The organism is Shewanella sp. SM55 (assembly GCF_025654025.1).
GTDB classification, from domain to species: Bacteria; Pseudomonadota; Gammaproteobacteria; order Enterobacterales; family Shewanellaceae; genus Shewanella; species Shewanella oncorhynchi.
In genome coordinates this window covers 178,550-196,208 of record NZ_JAKKRS010000001.1, presented here as the reverse complement: position 1 = coordinate 196,208, position 17,659 = coordinate 178,550, and the positions used below count along the sequence as shown (strand labels likewise).

General features: G+C 43.2%; 15 protein-coding genes. 7 read left to right on the top strand and 8 right to left on the bottom strand.

Annotated features, from left to right (window positions below; genetic code table 11):
- The first annotated feature begins 22 nt into the window (after positions 1–22).
- The 4 genes from L5L91_RS00855 (at position 23) to L5L91_RS00840 (ending at position 2,523) form a co-directional block, all read left to right on the top strand.
- A complete protein-coding gene (locus L5L91_RS00855; protein WP_006081277.1) occupies positions 23–475 on the top strand; it encodes a YaiI/YqxD family protein in 453 nt (150 codons plus the stop codon).
- Between the two features lie 154 nt (positions 476–629).
- Entirely contained in the window at positions 630–1,205 is a 576-nt protein-coding gene (locus L5L91_RS00850) for a YceI family protein (protein WP_263235441.1), read from the top strand.
- Positions 1,206–1,381: 176 nt separating this feature from the next.
- A complete protein-coding gene (locus L5L91_RS00845) occupies positions 1,382–1,738 on the top strand; it encodes a DUF3802 family protein (protein WP_113938764.1) in 357 nt (118 codons plus the stop codon).
- Positions 1,739–2,160: 422 nt separating this feature from the next.
- Positions 2,161–2,523: an STAS/SEC14 domain-containing protein gene (locus L5L91_RS00840; protein ID WP_028760325.1), complete on the top strand. Its 363-nt coding sequence runs from the start codon at positions 2,161–2,163 to the stop codon at positions 2,521–2,523.
- Positions 2,524–2,534: 11 nt separating this feature from the next.
- Here L5L91_RS00840 and L5L91_RS00835 read toward each other — a convergent pair whose 3' ends face one another.
- The 3 genes from L5L91_RS00835 to nhaB form a co-directional block, all read right to left on the bottom strand.
- On the bottom strand, positions 2,535–5,165 hold the full coding sequence (locus L5L91_RS00835; protein WP_263235439.1) for a PAS domain-containing protein: 2,631 nt from the start codon (positions 5,163–5,165) through the stop codon (positions 2,535–2,537).
- Between the two features lie 160 nt (positions 5,166–5,325).
- A complete protein-coding gene (gene dsbB, locus L5L91_RS00830) occupies positions 5,326–5,853 on the bottom strand; it encodes a disulfide bond formation protein DsbB (RefSeq protein ID WP_263235437.1) in 528 nt (175 codons plus the stop codon).
- Between the two features lie 89 nt (positions 5,854–5,942).
- Positions 5,943–7,544 (bottom strand): sodium/proton antiporter NhaB, encoded by a 1,602-nt coding sequence (gene nhaB / locus L5L91_RS00825; RefSeq protein ID WP_028760322.1) that lies wholly within the window; start codon positions 7,542–7,544, stop codon positions 5,943–5,945.
- A 301-nt stretch (positions 7,545–7,845) separates the two neighbouring features.
- On the opposite strand from nhaB, the gene fadR reads away from it, so the two are divergent.
- Positions 7,846–8,562, top strand: coding sequence for a fatty acid metabolism transcriptional regulator FadR (gene fadR / locus L5L91_RS00820; protein WP_028760321.1), 717 nt, complete (start codon positions 7,846–7,848; stop codon positions 8,560–8,562).
- A gap of 84 nt (positions 8,563–8,646) precedes the next feature.
- Here the strand turns inward: fadR and L5L91_RS00815 are convergent, their stop codons facing one another.
- From L5L91_RS00815 to sodB, 4 genes are all read right to left on the bottom strand, one after another.
- Entirely contained in the window at positions 8,647–10,173 is a 1,527-nt protein-coding gene (locus L5L91_RS00815; protein ID WP_263235434.1) for a SpoVR family protein, read from the bottom strand.
- Between the two features lie 9 nt (positions 10,174–10,182).
- Complete coding sequence (locus L5L91_RS00810; RefSeq protein WP_263235431.1) at positions 10,183–11,451, bottom strand: YeaH/YhbH family protein; 1,269 nt, start codon at positions 11,449–11,451, stop codon at positions 10,183–10,185.
- Between the two features lie 66 nt (positions 11,452–11,517).
- The gene (locus L5L91_RS00805; protein WP_105253139.1) at positions 11,518–13,452 is read right to left on the bottom strand and encodes a PrkA family serine protein kinase; all 1,935 of its coding nucleotides are present in this window, start codon (positions 13,450–13,452) and stop codon (positions 11,518–11,520) included.
- Positions 13,453–13,738: 286 nt separating this feature from the next.
- Entirely contained in the window at positions 13,739–14,323 is a 585-nt protein-coding gene (sodB, locus tag L5L91_RS00800) for a superoxide dismutase [Fe] (protein ID WP_028760317.1), read from the bottom strand.
- A gap of 225 nt (positions 14,324–14,548) precedes the next feature.
- On the opposite strand from sodB, the gene grxD reads away from it, so the two are divergent.
- On the top strand, positions 14,549–14,881 hold the full coding sequence (gene grxD, locus L5L91_RS00795) for a Grx4 family monothiol glutaredoxin (RefSeq protein ID WP_011846572.1): 333 nt from the start codon (positions 14,549–14,551) through the stop codon (positions 14,879–14,881).
- Positions 14,882–15,042: 161 nt separating this feature from the next.
- Here the strand turns inward: grxD and L5L91_RS00790 are convergent, their stop codons facing one another.
- The gene (locus L5L91_RS00790) at positions 15,043–16,293 is read right to left on the bottom strand and encodes a uracil-xanthine permease family protein (RefSeq protein ID WP_028760316.1); all 1,251 of its coding nucleotides are present in this window, start codon (positions 16,291–16,293) and stop codon (positions 15,043–15,045) included.
- A gap of 215 nt (positions 16,294–16,508) precedes the next feature.
- Between L5L91_RS00790 and L5L91_RS00785 the strand changes: the two genes are divergently transcribed.
- A complete protein-coding gene (locus L5L91_RS00785; RefSeq protein WP_105252829.1) occupies positions 16,509–17,600 on the top strand; it encodes a DUF2066 domain-containing protein in 1,092 nt (363 codons plus the stop codon).
- Positions 17,601–17,659 lie beyond the last annotated feature (59 nt).

Here is a 17,659-nt window from a genome sequence, read left to right as displayed (position 1 = left end):
CTAATTACAGAGTTAAAAGACATTGAGTGATTATAAAATTTGGGTTGATGCGGACGCGTGTCCCAATCCTATCAAAGAAATCCTGTTTCGGGCGGCGGAGCGCAAAGCCCTGCCGCTGGTGCTGGTGGCTAATCAAATGATCCGCGTACCACCATCTCCCTATATCAGCCAAATTCGAGTCGGTGCGGGATTTGATGTGGCCGATCAATATATTGTCGATCATGTTGAACCGACGCATTTAGTGATCACCGCGGATATTCCCTTAGCGGCTTTAATCATTGAAAAGGGCGCCTTGGCGCTCAATCCCCGTGGCGAGCTTTATACCGTCGATAACATAAAACAAAAGCTGACGATGCGCGATTTTATGGAGGATTTGCGCGGTTCTGGCGTGCACACTGGCGGGCCTGATTCGTTTTCTCAAGCAGATAAACAGGCTTTTGCCAATAGCTTAGATAAATGGTTAGTGCGCGTATGAATCATAGTTTACTGGTCGCTAATGGATAAACAGAGTATCTTTAGCTTAAGTTAGGTGATGTTGATCACGTTTAACTGGGCAGGATTTTAGTCTGTTGCGGATGTCGATTTTCTTTACGGCATGGCTTTAAACTCACTCTTTAAGGACGGATACGATGAAAAAATGGATGGGAATTGTCGCCTTATCTGCTATGGCCAGTTTTAGCTGTGCCGCGCAATGGCAAGTGATGGAACAAGATTCGCGAGTCAGTTTTATTTCGGTAAAGAAAGGTGATATAGGTGAAGTCCATCACTTTAAACAACTCAAAGGTACGCTAAAAGATAACGGTCTATTTGAATTAACAATTCCACTAATCGGTGTGGCAACGGGTATTGATGTCCGCGATGAGCGGATGCAAAATTTGTTATTTGAAGTGTCTTTGTATCCAGAGCTGAAACTGTCATCACAAGTAGACCCTCAGATACTAAAAAATCTTGGCGTTGGTGAGAGTAAAGTTTTTGATATTGATGGAAAAATTGCGTTACACGGTAAATCGCAAACTAAGGCTTTTTCGGTGATTATCACTAAAGTTTCTGATAACAAACTTTTAGTGAACAGTTTTCAACCGGTAATTGTTAATGCCAATGAGTTTGATCTTGTTGCTGGGATTGATAAATTACGTGAAATTGCGGGTTTATCGAGCATTAGTCAAGCTGTTCCTGTGTCATTTATACTAACCTTAACTCAGTAACTTCAATAAGATTGGTATAGATCAATACGTCTGTTATCGAAGATAGGCTAGAGTTAAATAAGTGGCGTATGCTAGATCTTGATAAGAAGCCGAGCCTTTGGCTTCTTTGATATTTTCTGATGTGCTATTAATAGCATCACAATAGATATTAAGTTAATGAGTTTAAAGGGTAAAAAATGGTCACAGATAAAGATGGTTACATGCATTTGGTCCAGTATTTAACTGAACATCTTGGCTTATTTGAAACACCAAGTTCAGAGGTTGTTTCAGACGATACTGTGATGGAGTTATTTGAAGAGCAATTGTCGGCACAGATCATTATGGTGTGTGGCCAAAATCCATCGTTGTCTTTTACGCAACGTAATGTGATTATCCGTGAAGTGGATGCAATTGTGTATGATTTAGAAGAAATTTTAGCTTCAGTTGCCAACCATAAAGCGACTCCCGCACAGACTTTATTTATTACCGAGTTTTCTAGTTTGATTAAGAATTTGTTCGATCAAGAAATCGCTAAACTTCAAGTGAGTGCTTAGTCAGAATAGCAATTAGATTATTTATTAATGCGTGATTTCAGGTAAGTCAGGACTAATACTAATTTTTAGCAGCGTAAATCATCATCGTTTGAGTACCATGTGTTTCCTCACTCTTATTGTTAAGCTCGAGCTGCAGCAGCTTTGAGTGTGAGGTAAATATCTGCTCTTTGCTTCACCTCATGTTATTTCGTATGGCCACCATTTTTCATCGAGTTCTGCGACTAAGTTTTGTTGCTGGGTTATGCGAGTTATCGCTGTGGATTAGCTCCTTTTGACGTTATTTGCATCACTGATGTGTATGTATAAAATGGTGTTAGCTTAAAATAAAAGCCCATCTTTCCCGCATTTATGTCATTGTCTGTGTATCTTTAGTGTATGAGCTTTAACTATTTTTCCCTTCATGTATTGATAAGGAGTGTTCAATGCTAACGATTTCTTCGGGTCATGCTGATGATATATTGGCTGTGGTCGCATCTGGCCGTGTTAACCATGGGGATGTTGAAGGCTATTTGGTTCCCGCCATAGAAGCCAAGCTGCAAGACCACGCCAGTATTCGCCTTTGGTACGAGTTTTCCCCTGAATTTGAAGGTATATCCGTTGGGGCCCTGTGGGATGATGCGGTATTAGGTTTATTTCATTTAAGTGATTTTTCAAGGGTCGTGATGATTGCTAATGCCACTCAAACAAATGCTATGGTTAATGCGCTAGCCTGCATGCTGCCATGTCCGGTAAAGGTATTTACCGCCGATGAACATAGCCAAGCCAAGGCATGGTTAGATCAATAACGCACCTTTGTTTATTGCGGTTCTAAATCTGTACTCAGTGGCCAACGACATTGAATGTGTGTGCCTTGGTTCAAGTGGCTACTGATGCTAAGGCTGCCATTGAGATCATTTTTAAGCCACAGATTTATACAGGTCAGCGTTCCAAGGCAGAGTTCTTGCGCTAGTTCTTGCCGTAACTGTGCGAGTTGCGGCTCTGTCATACCTATCCCATTATCGATAATACTGATGTGTAACTCTTCACTCGACTTGTCGATATTAATGGTTATTTCACGCTGTTCATTGTGAGCTTTAAATGCATGATTCAACGTGTTGGTGATTAGACGATAAAACAGCTGCAAATATTGCCAAGAAGGGCCATCAATGATGATATTTTCTTCACAATTTAACGCTATTTCCACATTTGTTTTAGCTAACTGTACCTTTAGCAACCCTAAAAGATGACGCATAAATTGTGCGAGATGCAGTGGCCGAATATCGTTTTGATGGTTCGTTAATAACTGGGCAATATGTCGCAATTTATCTGCCTGAGTCACCATGATTTCGGTAATCTGATTTTGGCCGTTAGCATTATCTATTGGCTGAAGTTGGCACACTTTGGCGAGTAGCTGATCTTGTTCATGCATAATTTGCGTCATCATTTCAGCTAGAAAATTTTGCATTAGCTGTTGGCTTTGTTCACGACTGAGATTGAGTTGATGATGTTTCTCAAGCAATTGGGTTGATTTGTCTTGGAGCAGATGGAGTTCATGGTTATGTTGATTACTGAGGCGAACTTGTTCTTGTAGGTGATTAAGCGCCTCGACTTGCCCTAAAAGTAACTTTTCTTGTTCTTGCTCTTTAATTTTTTGTAAGGTGATATCAAAGGCGATAGCACCGACTGCAATAACGGTATCGTCATCATCTTTGATCTTAAATTTAGTCACGATATAAATAAGATTGCCTAGGGGCGATGGAATAGCTTCTTCGAAGTTTATGGCTTCATGATTATGCAGAACGCGTCGATCATTTTGTTGATACTCGTGGGCAAATTGGCTGGGAAATATCTCAAAATCAGAGGTGCCAATAATGCGTCTGCGTTCTATACCTAAGATTTCACAATATTTGTCATTGACGAGAATATATTTACCGTGAAGATCTTTGATATAGATGAGATTTTGAGAAAATTTAAGCAAAGCCCTCAATTGTTCTTTATGGCGCTTTAACTCCAGTTGAAACAGATTTTGGCTCTGCAATTGCTGTTCTAGCGCCAGGTTACTCGCATCTAAGCTCGCCATTGCCACTTCAAGTTGTCGAGTACGCGATAGGAATGTTTTTGCCAATAAGCCAATTTCGTCATGGCTGTTATTGGCTTTGAGTTCGATAGAGGCGGAATCATTACGTTTTAAGGCTTGGACGATTTCAATAATGGGGGTAATAAATAGTCGGTGCTGGAGTAAGAATAATAGAATTAAGCCTAATAGTTGAATACAGACTAAATAAATGCCGACCTTTTCGATTAAATGTTTAGCGGTATCCTGCAGCGGTGAAATTGGGGTGACGACAAGTACCTTCCAATAGGTATTTGGCATGAGAAATACCGAAACGAGGGATGCCGTTTTAAGGATTGGATCATGGGTCAAAGTTACCGACGTCAGTAATTTCGGGGCAGTAAAATGATTTAAGGCATTGTTATTTACGATGGCCGCTAACATGTCACGCTCATCTTGATGACTTAGTCTCGTTAGATGCTGCATCTGTTCTTGGGTAAAAACGCGCTCGGCAATCGCCGCTTCTATAAAGGCTTTATCTGCACTCTGCAATGCGACTTTGACGGGGCTGAAATCTGGCTGTTGGCTGGCGAGATGATTGAAGGTGACGAAAGAATGATTGGTATTGGTTTGATGCTTAAGATCGTTATTGGTATCTGGATAGGCGAGTACTTGGTTTTGATGATCTAAGGCTATGACATAGCCTCTGACATTAATCATAGTATTGCGTAATAACACATTGAGCTTTTCTAAACTGATATCCACAGTGGCGGCACCAATAAACTGATGGTCCATCCACATAGCGCCTGAGGCTGTGATCATTGACTCATGGGTTGTCGGATCGAAATAAGATTTTGACCAGAAAATTTTACCAGCAGGAAAATAGCGCGTCGGGCGATACCATTCTTCGGTGTGGTAGCTTGGGAACGTGTCTTTGTTATAGGAATCAATGGCGACTAATTCATCGTTTACATTGTGTGCCCAAAACAGGCTATCTCGAAATTTTTGCTGATTAAACGCGCCAGGTTCCGGCCAGACGCCGCCGCCAGAAATGATGCGTTGTTGACTATCGAGTTTCAGCAACGTGGGAATGGTTTTCACCAGTTGCTCATGATCATAGCGGTAAAGTTTGGCAATACTGGAAATAGAGTCGACTACGGTTTCAACCTGTGAAGTCATTTCCTGCAGTTTGGCGATAATCAACTGGCCATAGTTTTGGTTTAACACGGCTTGCTGATCAAGAACTTGTTGGCGTTGAATGCTCAGCATCACCCAAGCTGTACTACAAATCAAAATAGCGGCAATGACGAGCTGAATAAGGCTAAATTTGAATGGCAAACTGTTTTGCCATTGGGTTAATGGCGTGTGTGGCTCAGATGTCGAACTTTTTCCCATAATCCCCAGTTTCCAAATCACCACTTTTCATTGAGCCAGTGTAGCGCTTTCTCACTGTTTTGCTATTGGCATATGTTTAAGTTGCGAGGATTGAATAGGATAAGTGGAATATAATCGTCAATAAAAAGGCAGGTTTTATGCCTGCCTTATCTCAAACTCGTTATTTATAAAGAGATGGTTTATTTGAACCACTTAGGACAGGCACAATAAAGAGTAACCAAGCGACTAAGAAGCCACTGAAGGCCACTACCATCCATTCGGGCATCGTTACACCCATAAAGACCCAAGGTACATCAGTACACATGCCAGTAGGCATCATAATGGCAGGGAACCATTCGTGTAATGGCATCCAAGCAGGAAATTCAGGTAAGAATGAACAGGTTGAAAAAGGGGATGGGTTGGCTTGCATATCTACGAGCGATAAGGCCAGTTTTAATCCCCAAGTTGCACTGATAGCCCAGAGCATGGCAGCTAAGATCCTGACTATTCGATATTTGGGTGCTGTCATGCCAATGAGACCTGCCGCCAATAAACCAAAAATAGCGAGTCTTTGGTAAATACACATGACACAGGGTTCCAGTTTCATAACATATTGAAAATACAGGGCGGCTGCTTCTAACCCAAGGGCTGTGCCTGCGAGAATAAACCAAGATGAACGGGAATGGGCAAAGCGAGTCATTACAGTCAAAGTGAGCTCCATATCAACAAAAAACGCCCTCAGACATGGGGCGTTTTTTGGACTCTACTTATTAAATAAAGTTCAGTCAATAAAGAAGATTAATGTCCAGTCATCGGCTCTAAAACTTCACTAGCGCTGTGATGGATGATTATCTGGGAATCATAGAAATATTGGGTAGCTTGTTCTAAGAAACCCGTTTGAATCGCCATGACTCCTACGATAGACAGCACGATAGTGTAAGGTAATGCCATCCATACCATTCTGCCATAGGATAAGCGGATAAGTGGTGCTAGGGCTGAGGTTAGTAGGAACAAGAACGCCGCTTGACCATTGGGCGTGGCAACCGAAGGTAAATTAGTTCCAGTATTAATCGCAACGGCCAGCAAGTCGAATTGATCACGGCTGATTTGACCGTTAATCAATGCCGCTTTCACTTCGTTAATATACACAGTGCCGACGAACACGTTATCACTCACCATAGACAGTAATCCGTTGGCGATATAGAAAATCACCAACTGAGTATTGCCTTGATAACTCAGTGCCCATTGGATCACTGGTGCGAATAAGTGCTGGTCGATAATCACACCAACAACTGCAAAGAAGACAGCTAATAACGCAGTAAAAGGCAGTGCTTCTTCGAAAGCTTTACCGAGGGCATGCTCATCGGTAACGCCGTTAAAGGCTGTGGTTAAAATAATCACAGAAAGACCAATTAAGCCCACTGAGGCCAAGTGCAATGCAAGTCCTGCGATCAACCAGACACCCACTAAGGCTTGGACGATTAACTTCATGTTGTCTTTATTGGTACGGCGCGCATCTTCATGGGCGGCATATTCACATAAGATCCGATGAACGGCCGTTGGCAACTTAGCGCCATAACCAAAAATGCCAAATTTTTCAACTAAGTAACAAGTTAAGATACCCGAGATTAATACAGGAACAGTAACGGGTGACATACGCACGGCGAATTCACCAAATTGCCAATTTGCTTGCGCGGCGATAATAAGGTTTTGTGGTTCACCCACCATAGTACACACGCCGCCCAGCGCAGTACCTACACCCGCATGCATTAACAGATTACGTAGGAAACCACGGAATGCACTGAGTTCTTCTTCGTTTAACTGATCTTCACCATCATCATTTTTACCTTCAGAGGTATGATCGTGATCGGCGCCGAAATCTTTTCCAGAAGCGACCTTGTGGTAAATAGAATAGAAACCCACAGCGACCGCGATAATGACGGCAATAACTGTTAACGCATCTAAGAAGGCTGATAAAAAGGCTGAAGCCAAACAAAACATTAATGACACTAAAATTTTAGAGCGCACTTTAGTAATGATTTTCGTGAAGCCAAATAGCAGCAATTGCTTCATGAAATATATACCAGCGACCATAAACACCAAGAGTAATAATACTTCGAGGTTGGCTTCTATTTCATGTAAGACTTGGCTTGCCGATGTCATTCCGATCGCGACGGCTTCAATTGCCAATAATCCGCCAGGCTGTAATGGATAGCATTTTAATGCCATTGCTAAGGTAAAAATAAATTCTAGAACCAATACCCAACCAGCCACAAAGGGGTCGACATAGAAAAAGAGTATTGGATTGATAATTAAAAATGACAGTATTGCGGTTTTGTACCACTTAGGAGAATTTCCTAAGAAGTTCCCAATAAACGCCTGACTCATTGTCGCCGGCATGGCAGCCTCTCTTCTAATTATGTTAAAAATTGCACGTGATTATTATCAATACCTGCGTTAGTTAAATGAGTCTAGCCTAAAGAGAAAGCTAATGTAATGAGTTACTGATACCGACATTTCAAAAAGCGGAGCTAAGCGGCAAAATTGGCCCATCCTGTATTGACCTTGGTCGTTTTTTTGAGCGATTCTGTGACATTTACACGGCGATAACACAGTGATTTTAAGTGAATGGTTTCCATTTTTTACCGCTCTGGTATGATCAGTGACCATTACGACGCACAACAACTGGATAAGTGGGCTGATGATTATCAATGCCAAAGGACCTGCAAGTTTTGCAGAGAAGTATATTGTGAGATCAATTTGGGAAAACAAATTTCCTCCAGGGTCCATTTTACCGGCTGAACGTGAGCTTTCAGAATTGATTGGTGTGACTCGCACCACTCTGCGTGAGGTGCTACAGCGCTTGGCGCGTGACGGTTGGTTGAAAATTCAGCATGGCAAACCAACACGGGTTAACAACTTTTGGGAAACCTCAGGCTTAAACATCCTTGAGACTATTGCTGATTTGAATCCCGAGGGTTTTCCGGTATTGGTTGACCAACTCTTGTCAGCTAGAACGAACGTCAGTGCTATCTATTTTCGCGGTGCTTTGCGTTATAACCCGGATACCGCTGTGGAGGTACTTGCAAAGATACACCAGCTTGAAGATACGGCTGAATCCTATGCTGAATTTGACTACTTACTGCATCATACCTTAGCGTTTTCGTCTGGAAATCCACTTTACGTTTTGATATTAAACGGATTTAAAGGTTTGTATAGTCGAGTTGGTCGTTATTACTTTACCAGCTCAGATGCGCGTTTATTAGCATTGAACTTTTACAAAGAATTAGAACTGTTGGCTCAGGCGAAAAATTACCTCGATGTCTCTGCGCTAATGCGTACCTATGGAATGAATAGCGGTAAGATGTGGTTACAATTACGCGAAGATATGCCGGCTTCTATTGCTCAAGATCATTAATATCTGTGAGTGATATCGCGTTAAGATAGCGCTAAATAAACAAAAAGGCCGTTTCAATTGGAAACGGCCTTTTTATTGTGCTTATTATTCTGGTTTATTGGCTTCAGGGCAGGATGCTAAGACGCTAATACTCGCATCTGCATTTTTTTGCTCTAAGGTGACAGTGAAACCCCATAATCGATGTAAATGCTTTAATACTTCTTTATGGCTATTGGCTAAGGGAATATCGTTATTTGGCACATAATGTAAGGTTAAGGATCGATCACCGTTGATTTCCACATTATGTACTTGGATATTTGGCTCAATATTAGACAGGTTATATTGTCGTGATAGTAACTGGCGAATATCTTGATAGCCCCGTTCATCGTGGATCGCGGATACCGAAAGATAATTGCGTTTCTCATCATCATGGATACCGAACAATTTAAATTGGCGGATAACTTTAGGTGAAAGATATTGGCTAATAAAACTTTCATCTTTAAAGTTTTGCATCGCAAAGTGTAAGGTTTCAATCCAATCGCTGCCAGCAATGTCGGGAAACCAAGCTTTATCTTCATCGGTTGGATTTTCACAAATACGCCGAATATCGGTGAACATAGCAAAACCTAAGGCGTATGGGTTGATGCCACTGTAATAACGACTGTTGTAATCGGGTTGGGCCACAACGCCTGTATGGCTTTGCAAAAACTCGATCATGAAGCGGTCAGTGACCACGCCATCGTCGTACAAGTGATTCAAGATAGTGTAATGCCAGAAGGTTGCCCAGCCTTCATTCATCACTTGAGTTTGTTTTTGCGGATAAAAATATTGCGCCATTTTACGCACAATACGGATTATTTCCCTTTGCCATGGTTCAAGCAAAGGAGCGTTTTTCTCGATGAAATATAAAATATTTTCCTGCGGTTCGGCGGGGAAACGACGTTTTTTCGATTGAGACTGCTCATGTTGATGGGTTGGAATGGTGCGCCATAAATCATTTACTTGGCTTTGAAGGTAAGCCTCGCGATCCTTTTGTCTTGCTTGTTCTTCCCTGAATGAGATTTCAGAGGGACGTTTATAACGATCGACACCATAGTTCATTAGCGCATGACAGGAGTCTATGACGCTTTCGACTTGTTCTACACCGTATTTTTGCTCGCAGTCACTTATGTAGTTTTTAGCAAAGACAAGGTAGTCAATAATCGAGCTCGCATCTGTCCATGTCTTAAATAAGTAATTGTTTTTAAAAAAGCTGTTATGTCCGAAACAGGCGTGAGCTATCACCAGCGCCTGCATTGTGATGGTGTTTTCTTCCATTAAGTAAGCGATGCAGGGGTTAGAGTTAATCACAATTTCATAGGCGAGCCCCATTTGGCCACGTTTGTAACCTTGCTCGGTTTCGATAAAACGTTTGCCGAAAGACCAATGGGTGTAACCTATGGGCATGCCTATGCCAGCATAAGCATCCATCATCTGTTCAGCAGTGATGACTTCAATTTGATTTGGGTAAGTGCTGAGTTTATAGAGCGCTGCCACCCGCTCAATTTCCTTGAGGTAGTCTTGCAGTAGCTCGAAGCTCCAGTCGGGACCATCGCTCAGTGGTGTCCAAGATGTTGATTTAGTTATCCCCATAGTGCCCCCTTAAACCGCTTGTTTCTTGAATAGCTCCCTAAAGACAGGGTAAATATCTTCGGCTTGACGTATATGCTGCACGGCGATGTTGTCGTAATGCTGTTGCAGGGATTCATATTCGCGCCACAGGGTTTGATGGGCGCGATTGGTGATTTCGATATAGCTGTAGTAGCGCACCAGTGGCAATATTTTTTGTTCTAACAATTGCCTACAGGTAGGTGAATCGTCAGCCCAGTTATCACCGTCGGATGCTTGTGCTGCGTAAATATTCCACTCATCGGCTGGGTAGCGGGCTTGTTGAATTTCATGCATTAATTTCAATGCACTGGACACTATGGTGCCGCCCGTTTCTTGGGAGTAAAAGAACTCGTGTTCATCGACTTCTTTGGCTTGGGTATGGTGGCGAATGTAAACCACTTCTAAATTTTTATAGGTACGGGTGAGGAACAGATACAGCAAGATATAGAAGCGTTTTGCCATATCTTTAGTTGCCTGATCCATAGAACCAGACACATCCATTAAACAGAACATCACAGCTTGGCTAGAGGGGATTTCTCGTTTCGCATAATTATTAAAGCGCAGATCGAAGGTATCGATAAACGGCACTCTAGCAATCTTTTGTTTTAACTCCTCAATTTGAGCTTTTAAATCCAAAATCAACTCCGCCTTAGTACCTGGAATATTTTCCAGTTCAGCAAGTTCTTGTTCTAACTCTTTTAATAGTTTCTTTTTACTGGCCGACATCGCAATGCGACGAGCAAGGGATGAACGTAATGAACGGACAATATTGATGTTAGCGGGGACGCCATCATTGGTGAATCCCGCACGGTAGATTTGGTATTCCACCAGTTTATTAAGGCGATTTTTTTGTAGATTGGGGAGTTCTAAGTCCTCAAACAATAACTCTAGATACTCATCCTTAGAGATTTCGAACACAAAGTCATCGTCGCCTTCACCCGAGTTTGAGGCCTCACCTTTGCCCGAACCGCTGCCTGAAGCACCAGGTGGTCGGTCAATTTTATCGCCACGGGTAAATTGGTCATTACCGGGATGCACTCTATCCCTGACACCGCCTTTGCCTTGGTGAAACATAGGTTCACTGATATCCCGTGTAGGGATACTGATTTTTTCGCCTTTATCTACATCCGTTACGCTGCGACGAGTCACTGCATCGCTGACGGCTTTTTTAATTTGTTGCTTATATCTATTGATAAAGCGTTGGCGGTTGACTGTGCTTTTTCCTTTCGCATTCAACCGTCTATCGATAAAGTTCGCCATACGCACCTCCCAAAACCCAGCGAAGGCTTTGGCAACACCAAAGCCCTGTACTTAGTTAGCGCAAGTTTAAGAAGATTTACGAACTCGTAAATACCACTCAGACAAGAGTCGGACTTGTTTTTTGGTATAGCCTTTCTCCATCATGCGATTGACGAAATCATCGTGTTTGCGTTGATCGTCGTTCGACGTTTTGGCGTTAAAGGAAATAACAGGCAGTAAATCTTCTGTGTTGGAGAACATTTTCTTCTCGATCACTGTGCGAAGTTTCTCGTAGCTGGTCCAGAGTGGATTGTTACCCTCATGATTCGCGCGGGCGCGCAGCACAAAGTTGACGATTTCATTACGGAAATCTTTAGGATTACTGATCCCCGCGGGCTTCTCAATCTTTTCAAGTTCAGCATTGAGGGCGGCGCGGTCGAATAGCTGACCTGTTTCTGGGTCGCGGTATTCTTGATCTTGGATCCAAAAATCGGCGTAAGTGACATAGCGGTCGAAGATATTTTGGCCGTATTCAGAGTAAGACTCTAAGTAAGCGGTTTGAATTTCTTTACCGATAAACTCCACATATTTAGGGATCAAATAACCTTTTAGGAATTCAAGATAACGTTCGGCGGTATCACCGGGGAACTGTTCTTGTTCAATTTGTCGTTCGAGGACATAGAATAAATGTACTGGGTTGGCTGCGATCTCTGAATGGTCGAAGTTAAATACCCGCGACAAAATCTTAAAGGCAAAACGGGTGGATAGTCCATTCATGCCTTCATCGACACCTGCGTAATCACGGTATTCTTGGTAAGACTTAGCCTTAGGATCGGTATCTTTGAGGCTTTCACCGTCATATACCCGCATCTTAGAGTAGATGGAGGAGTTTTCAGGCGGCTTGATGCGTGACAACACACTAAATTGCGCTAAGGTTTCTAAGGTGCCGGGAGCGCAGGGCGCTTTCGATAACTCAGAGTTGATTAGCAATTTTTGATAGATTTGCAGCTCTTCTGAGACCCGTAAACAGTAGGGCACTTTGACTATGTAAACACGGTCAAGGAAGGCTTCATTGTTTTTGTTGTTTTTGAAGGTTGACCACTCGGACTCGTTTGAGTGAGCCAGAATAATCCCGCTATAGGGCAGGGCCGATAAGCCTTCTGTGCCGTTATAGTTACCTTCTTGCGTCGCAGTCAGTAGTGGATGCAGCACTTTAATTGGTGCCTTAAACATCTCGACGAATTCCATCACCCCTTGGTTTGCACGGCACAATGCGCCTGAATAGGCGTAAGCATCGGGATCATCTTGGGAGAAATGTTCGAGTTGCCGAATATCGACTTTACCGACAAGGGACGAAATATCTTGGTTGTTTTCATCACCGGGTTCAGTTTTCGCTATTGCCACTTGGTCGAGAATGGATGGAAAGACTTTTACCACGCGAAATTTGGAGATATCGCCACCAAACTCATGCAGACGTTTTACCGCCCAAGGCGACATGATGGTTTTCAGATAACGGTTGGGAATGTTGAATTCCTCTTTTAACAGCTGTCCATCTTCTTCCACATCAAACAGGCAGAAGGGGTGATCGTTGACTGGGCTGCGGACTCCATTCGCGCTCAGAATGTAAATGGGCACTTTTTGCATTAGGGCTTTGAGTTTTTCGGCTAGCGATGACTTACCGCCGCCCACTGGGCCCAGTAGGTATAGAATTTGTTTGGATTCTTCTAATCCTTGAGCCGAGTGCTTTAGGTAAGCCACAATTTGCTCTATGGCGTCTTCCATGCCGAAGAAATCTTTAAATGCGGGATAGCGTGAAATAAGTCGATTCGAAAAAATACGGCTAAGTGTTGGATTTTTTGCGGTATCAATGACTTCTGCTTCACCAATTGCAAGCAGTAGTCGCTCTGATGCTGACATGTAAGCGCTGCGATCTCCCTTGCAGATGTCCAGAAACTCCTGCAAAGAATATTCTTCATCGAGTTTTTGTTCGTAGCGCTTTTGGTAATGCTCGAAAATGCCCATATAAACCCCCTGAAACGCCAGTGATGTCATGGAACGGATAACTGGCTAGCCAGCCTCCTACTCTAATCTTAGACACAAACTCACTATCTGTGTCAAAAAAATATCAAATAAAAACAATAACAAATAGTTGCAAACGCAATTATTGCACTTGTAGTTAGCGGAGGATAAATCGGTGGGATAAGGGATGGGCGGCAAACGAGGGGCATAAAAAAAGAGCCACTAGGGCTCTTTTTACTGGGATTAACCCACTGCTCATTCGGCAGTAAACTACGTTAGGTTAAATGAATTAACCTGCGAAGTTTTGGTTAACGAAGTCCCAGTTAACTAATTGCCAGAAGTGGGCAAGGTAGTCAGGACGCACGTTACGGTAATCGATGTAGTAAGCGTGTTCCCACACGTCAACTGTCATGATTGGCGTTACTGTGCTGTCAGTCAGTGGTGTCGCTGCATTGCTAGTGTTAACGATAGCAAGAGTGCCATCGGCTTTTTTCACTAACCATGTCCAAGCGCTACCGAAATTGTTTACTGCTGAATCAGTAAATTGCGCTTTGAATGCGTCGAATGAACCGAAAGCGGCATTGATTGCATCAGCAACTGGGCCTGTTGGTTCGCCGCCAGCATTAGGGGCTAAGCAGTTCCAGTAGAAAGTGTGGTTCCACACTTGAGCTGCGTTGTTAAATACGCCACCGGTAGAAGTCTTGATGATATCTTCTAAAGATTTGCCAGCGAAATCAGTTCCTTCGATTAAGCCGTTTAGCTTCACAACATAAGTGTTGTGGTGCTTGCCGTAGTGGTATTCTATGGTTTCTTGAGAAATGTGTGGTTCTAGTGCGTTCTTTGCATATGGTAATGCGGGTAATTCGAAAGCCATTAGTATCTCTCCATGGTCTTAGGTTATCGTTTCTTAAACGTGCTCACTTAGGACTATTGTACCGATAAAATTTGTGATGTGAATCATTGTTTAGCTAATTGACTAGATAGACGCCATCGAAAAATCAAATGTCGACATAACCTTACAAACTGTGGGATTTTGTTCTGCGTCTAGCTGACGTACAATAGTCGCATTGAGTCAATGTCATCCTACTTCGGAATCAAAATGGAAACAGTAGAGAAAATTAAGCAACAGATCACGGAAAACCCTATCATTGTTTATATGAAAGGTTCTCCAAAGTTGCCTAGCTGTGGCTTCTCGTCACAGGTCGCTCAGATCATGATTAACTGCGGTGAGCAGTTTGCATTCGTGGATATTCTTCAGCATCCAGACATTCGCGCAGAATTACCTAAGTTTGCTAACTGGCCGACTTTCCCACAATTGTGGATTGAAGGTGAGTTGATTGGTGGCTGTGATATCGTCGTGGACATGTTCCAAAAAGGCGAATTACAACCTTTGATTAAAGCGGCTGCCGCTAAGATCAAGACTGAGGAGTAAGAGTTAATTCTTACTTCATAAAAATATTGCTTCATAAAAAAGCCGCCGTGATTGATATCACGGCGGCTTTTTTATGGTGGTTTCTTAAGAAACGATCAATTTTATAAAGTACTCATTTTTCAACGACCTACTTCGAAATTGATCGTGTCTTCAAGCCGTAATTAATGAGGCGTTACATCAGACTCGTGGTGTTTATTGTGTGGCTTAGTCGCGGGTAATAGTAAGTTCATGGTAATTGCGACAATACCGCACAAGCTAATACCAGTCAGACTGAATGAACCTATGCCAAATGCCATGCCGCCGATACCAAAGACTAAGGTAACACCTACAATACTTAAATTACGTGGCTCTGATAAATCCACATGATTACGAATAAGGGTGTTGAGGCCAACTGCGGCAATGGAACCAAATAGCAAACACATGATACCGCCCATCACTGGGACGGGGATAGTTTGCATCAGCGCACCGAGTTTGCCAACGAAGGCTAAAGTGATGGCGGTAATGGCAGTCCAAGTCATGATCTTAGGATCAAAATTTCGGGTTAAAGTTACTGCACCTGTCACTTCTGAGTAAGTTGTGTTCGGTGGACCACCAAAGGCTGCGGCTGCAATTGTGGCAATCCCGTCACCCGTTAGCGTGCGATGCAGACCGGGTTTTTTCATAAAATCTTTACCCGTGACGTTGGATATCGCCAGAATATCACCTATATGTTCTACCGCAGGGGCGATTGCCACTGGGATCATAAATGCGATGGCATACCAGTTTAATTCTGGCGCGACAAATTTAGGAATAGCAATCCAGCTTGCAGCGGTCACAACGGCAAAATCAACAATACCAAAGGCTAGGCTTAAGCTGTAACCTACTATAATACCTGCTAAAATCGGCATCACTTTGAGTAGGCCCTTTGCGAAAATCGCCACCGCGATAGTGGTACCAAGCGATGCGAGCGAAATAAATAACGCCGTATTTGTAGCGACTAAAGTCAAGCTACCATCACCACTCTTGCCTAATGCCATATTCACCGCAACGGGGGCTAAGCCAAGGCCGATAATAATGATCACAGGTCCCACTACGACTGGGGGCAATAGTCTGTGAATAAAGTCGGTGCCGCGCACTTTAACCAAGGCGCCGAGCATGACGTAGACCACGCCCGCGGCCATAATGCCGCCCATTGTGGATGGAATTCCCCAAGTCTGCACGCCATAAAGTATGGGGGCAATAAAGGCGAAGGAAGATGCGAGGAAGATAGGCACTTGGCGTTTAGTAATCAATTGGAAGAGTAGGGTACCGATACCTGCGGTAAACAATGCCACACTGGTGTCGAGCCCTGTAAGTAGCGGCATTAGTACTAGGGCACCGAAGGCCACAAATAGCATTTGCGCGCCCTGTAGGGGGATAGCGAGTCGTCTCATTTATTATTCTCGTTAATTTAGGGTAAACCGCCAAATGATAACAGTTTGTCGGATTTTGAGCAGGAGAAAATCGCCTGTTTTGCCGACGTTGATCACTGTTTGGGTTTTCTGTGCTATGGCTGGCACGGAAATGGGGCTAAATTTTGGCAAGACTCGCTTAAGGCGCTAACTATGGTACAATTTGCCTCATCTGACGCTACTTCAACTACTCAAAGATGCTGAAATTCCTATTGAAGCCGAGCTTAATTGCATTTCTATATTGTCTGTTCACGATTAATAGCGTCAATGCTGTTGAGGTGAGTAAATTAGATGAGGCCAATGTGCCTGTGTCTTCGCGCGCAGTTGCTGAACGCGACAAAGCCTTAAAAAGTGCACTTGAGCAAGTCATTATCAAGAACACTGGGACGGCGCGATCCCTCGATAACAGCCTAATCCAATCTCAGCTCAGTAATCCTGATACCTTGCTGAGCCAGTATGGTTATATCGAGCAAAATGGCCAATTGCTGTTGACCGCGAGTTTTGAGCATCGCCGCATAGTGGCGTTACTGCGTCAGGCACAATTGCCTGTTTGGGGAACTCAACGCCCGCTGACCTTATTTTGGGTCGCTATGCCTGGTGATGGCGACACTATGATATTGGGTGACTCATCTGCGTTAGCCGAACGTAAGATTTTTAGCGATTTTTCCTATGCCCGCGGTATACCTGTACTCCTGCCTATCTTAGATCTTGATGAGTTGATGGGTATAAATCCTAACGATATTAAAGGGATGTTTGCCGACATAGTAGCGAGTGTATCTGGCCGCTATCAAGCTGACTTTTTGGCGCTAGTGGCAATTGATGCCGCCGGGAATCAGGTTCGTTATCGTTTAAATCTTTATACTAAGGCTACCATTGACTCTTTGACGCCACCGTTATTCAGTTACAACGGTACTGCTGAAAATTCGGCCCAAGCGATTACCGCTATGATGGCGGCGTTAGGTGAATATTATTTTACTAAGTATGCGATTGCCGATACTGGTACTCAGCTTGGTGCGAGTGTTACCTTCGTTAATATCCAAAAAATGGCGCAATTAGTTGAAGTTGAAAAATATTTGAAGCAACTCAGCGCGATTAAAAATGCCACGTTAACGCATATTCAAGGTAATACTGTGACTTTCTCGTTAGATTTATTTGGCTCAGAGACGGATTTACAACGCTTATTAAGCTTAGAGCCGCGTATTTCTGTGGTCGCACCTGTGAGTGCAGGTGAATTTAGCCCTGTCTCTAATCAAACTGGCAAACCTGTGTATGAATGGCGTTTACATTAAGATGTTATCGGCCGTGCTTAGTTAAGCACGGCATTGTTTTTATTTAATATTGAGAAGAC

Coding starts and splice junctions, on each gene's coding strand:
- L5L91_RS00850 (WP_263235441.1), top strand. CDS start 630: ATGAAAAAATGGATGGGAATTGTCGCCTTATCTGCTATGGCCAGTTTT.
- L5L91_RS00845 (WP_113938764.1), top strand. CDS start 1,382: ATGGTCACAGATAAAGATGGTTACATGCATTTGGTCCAGTATTTAACT.
- L5L91_RS00840 (WP_028760325.1), top strand. CDS start 2,161: ATGCTAACGATTTCTTCGGGTCATGCTGATGATATATTGGCTGTGGTC.
- L5L91_RS00835 (WP_263235439.1), bottom strand. CDS start 5,165: ATGGGAAAAAGTTCGACATCTGAGCCACACACGCCATTAACCCAATGG.
- nhaB (WP_028760322.1), bottom strand. CDS start 7,544: ATGCCGGCGACAATGAGTCAGGCGTTTATTGGGAACTTCTTAGGAAAT.
- fadR (WP_028760321.1), top strand. CDS start 7,846: ATGATTATCAATGCCAAAGGACCTGCAAGTTTTGCAGAGAAGTATATT.
- L5L91_RS00815 (WP_263235434.1), bottom strand. CDS start 10,173: ATGGGGATAACTAAATCAACATCTTGGACACCACTGAGCGATGGTCCC.
- L5L91_RS00810 (WP_263235431.1), bottom strand. CDS start 11,451: ATGGCGAACTTTATCGATAGACGGTTGAATGCGAAAGGAAAAAGCACA.
- L5L91_RS00805 (WP_105253139.1), bottom strand. CDS start 13,452: ATGGGCATTTTCGAGCATTACCAAAAGCGCTACGAACAAAAACTCGAT.
- sodB (WP_028760317.1), bottom strand. CDS start 14,323: ATGGCTTTCGAATTACCCGCATTACCATATGCAAAGAACGCACTAGAA.
- grxD (WP_011846572.1), top strand. CDS start 14,549: ATGGAAACAGTAGAGAAAATTAAGCAACAGATCACGGAAAACCCTATC.
- L5L91_RS00790 (WP_028760316.1), bottom strand. CDS start 16,293: ATGAGACGACTCGCTATCCCCCTACAGGGCGCGCAAATGCTATTTGTG.
- L5L91_RS00785 (WP_105252829.1), top strand. CDS start 16,509: ATGCTGAAATTCCTATTGAAGCCGAGCTTAATTGCATTTCTATATTGT.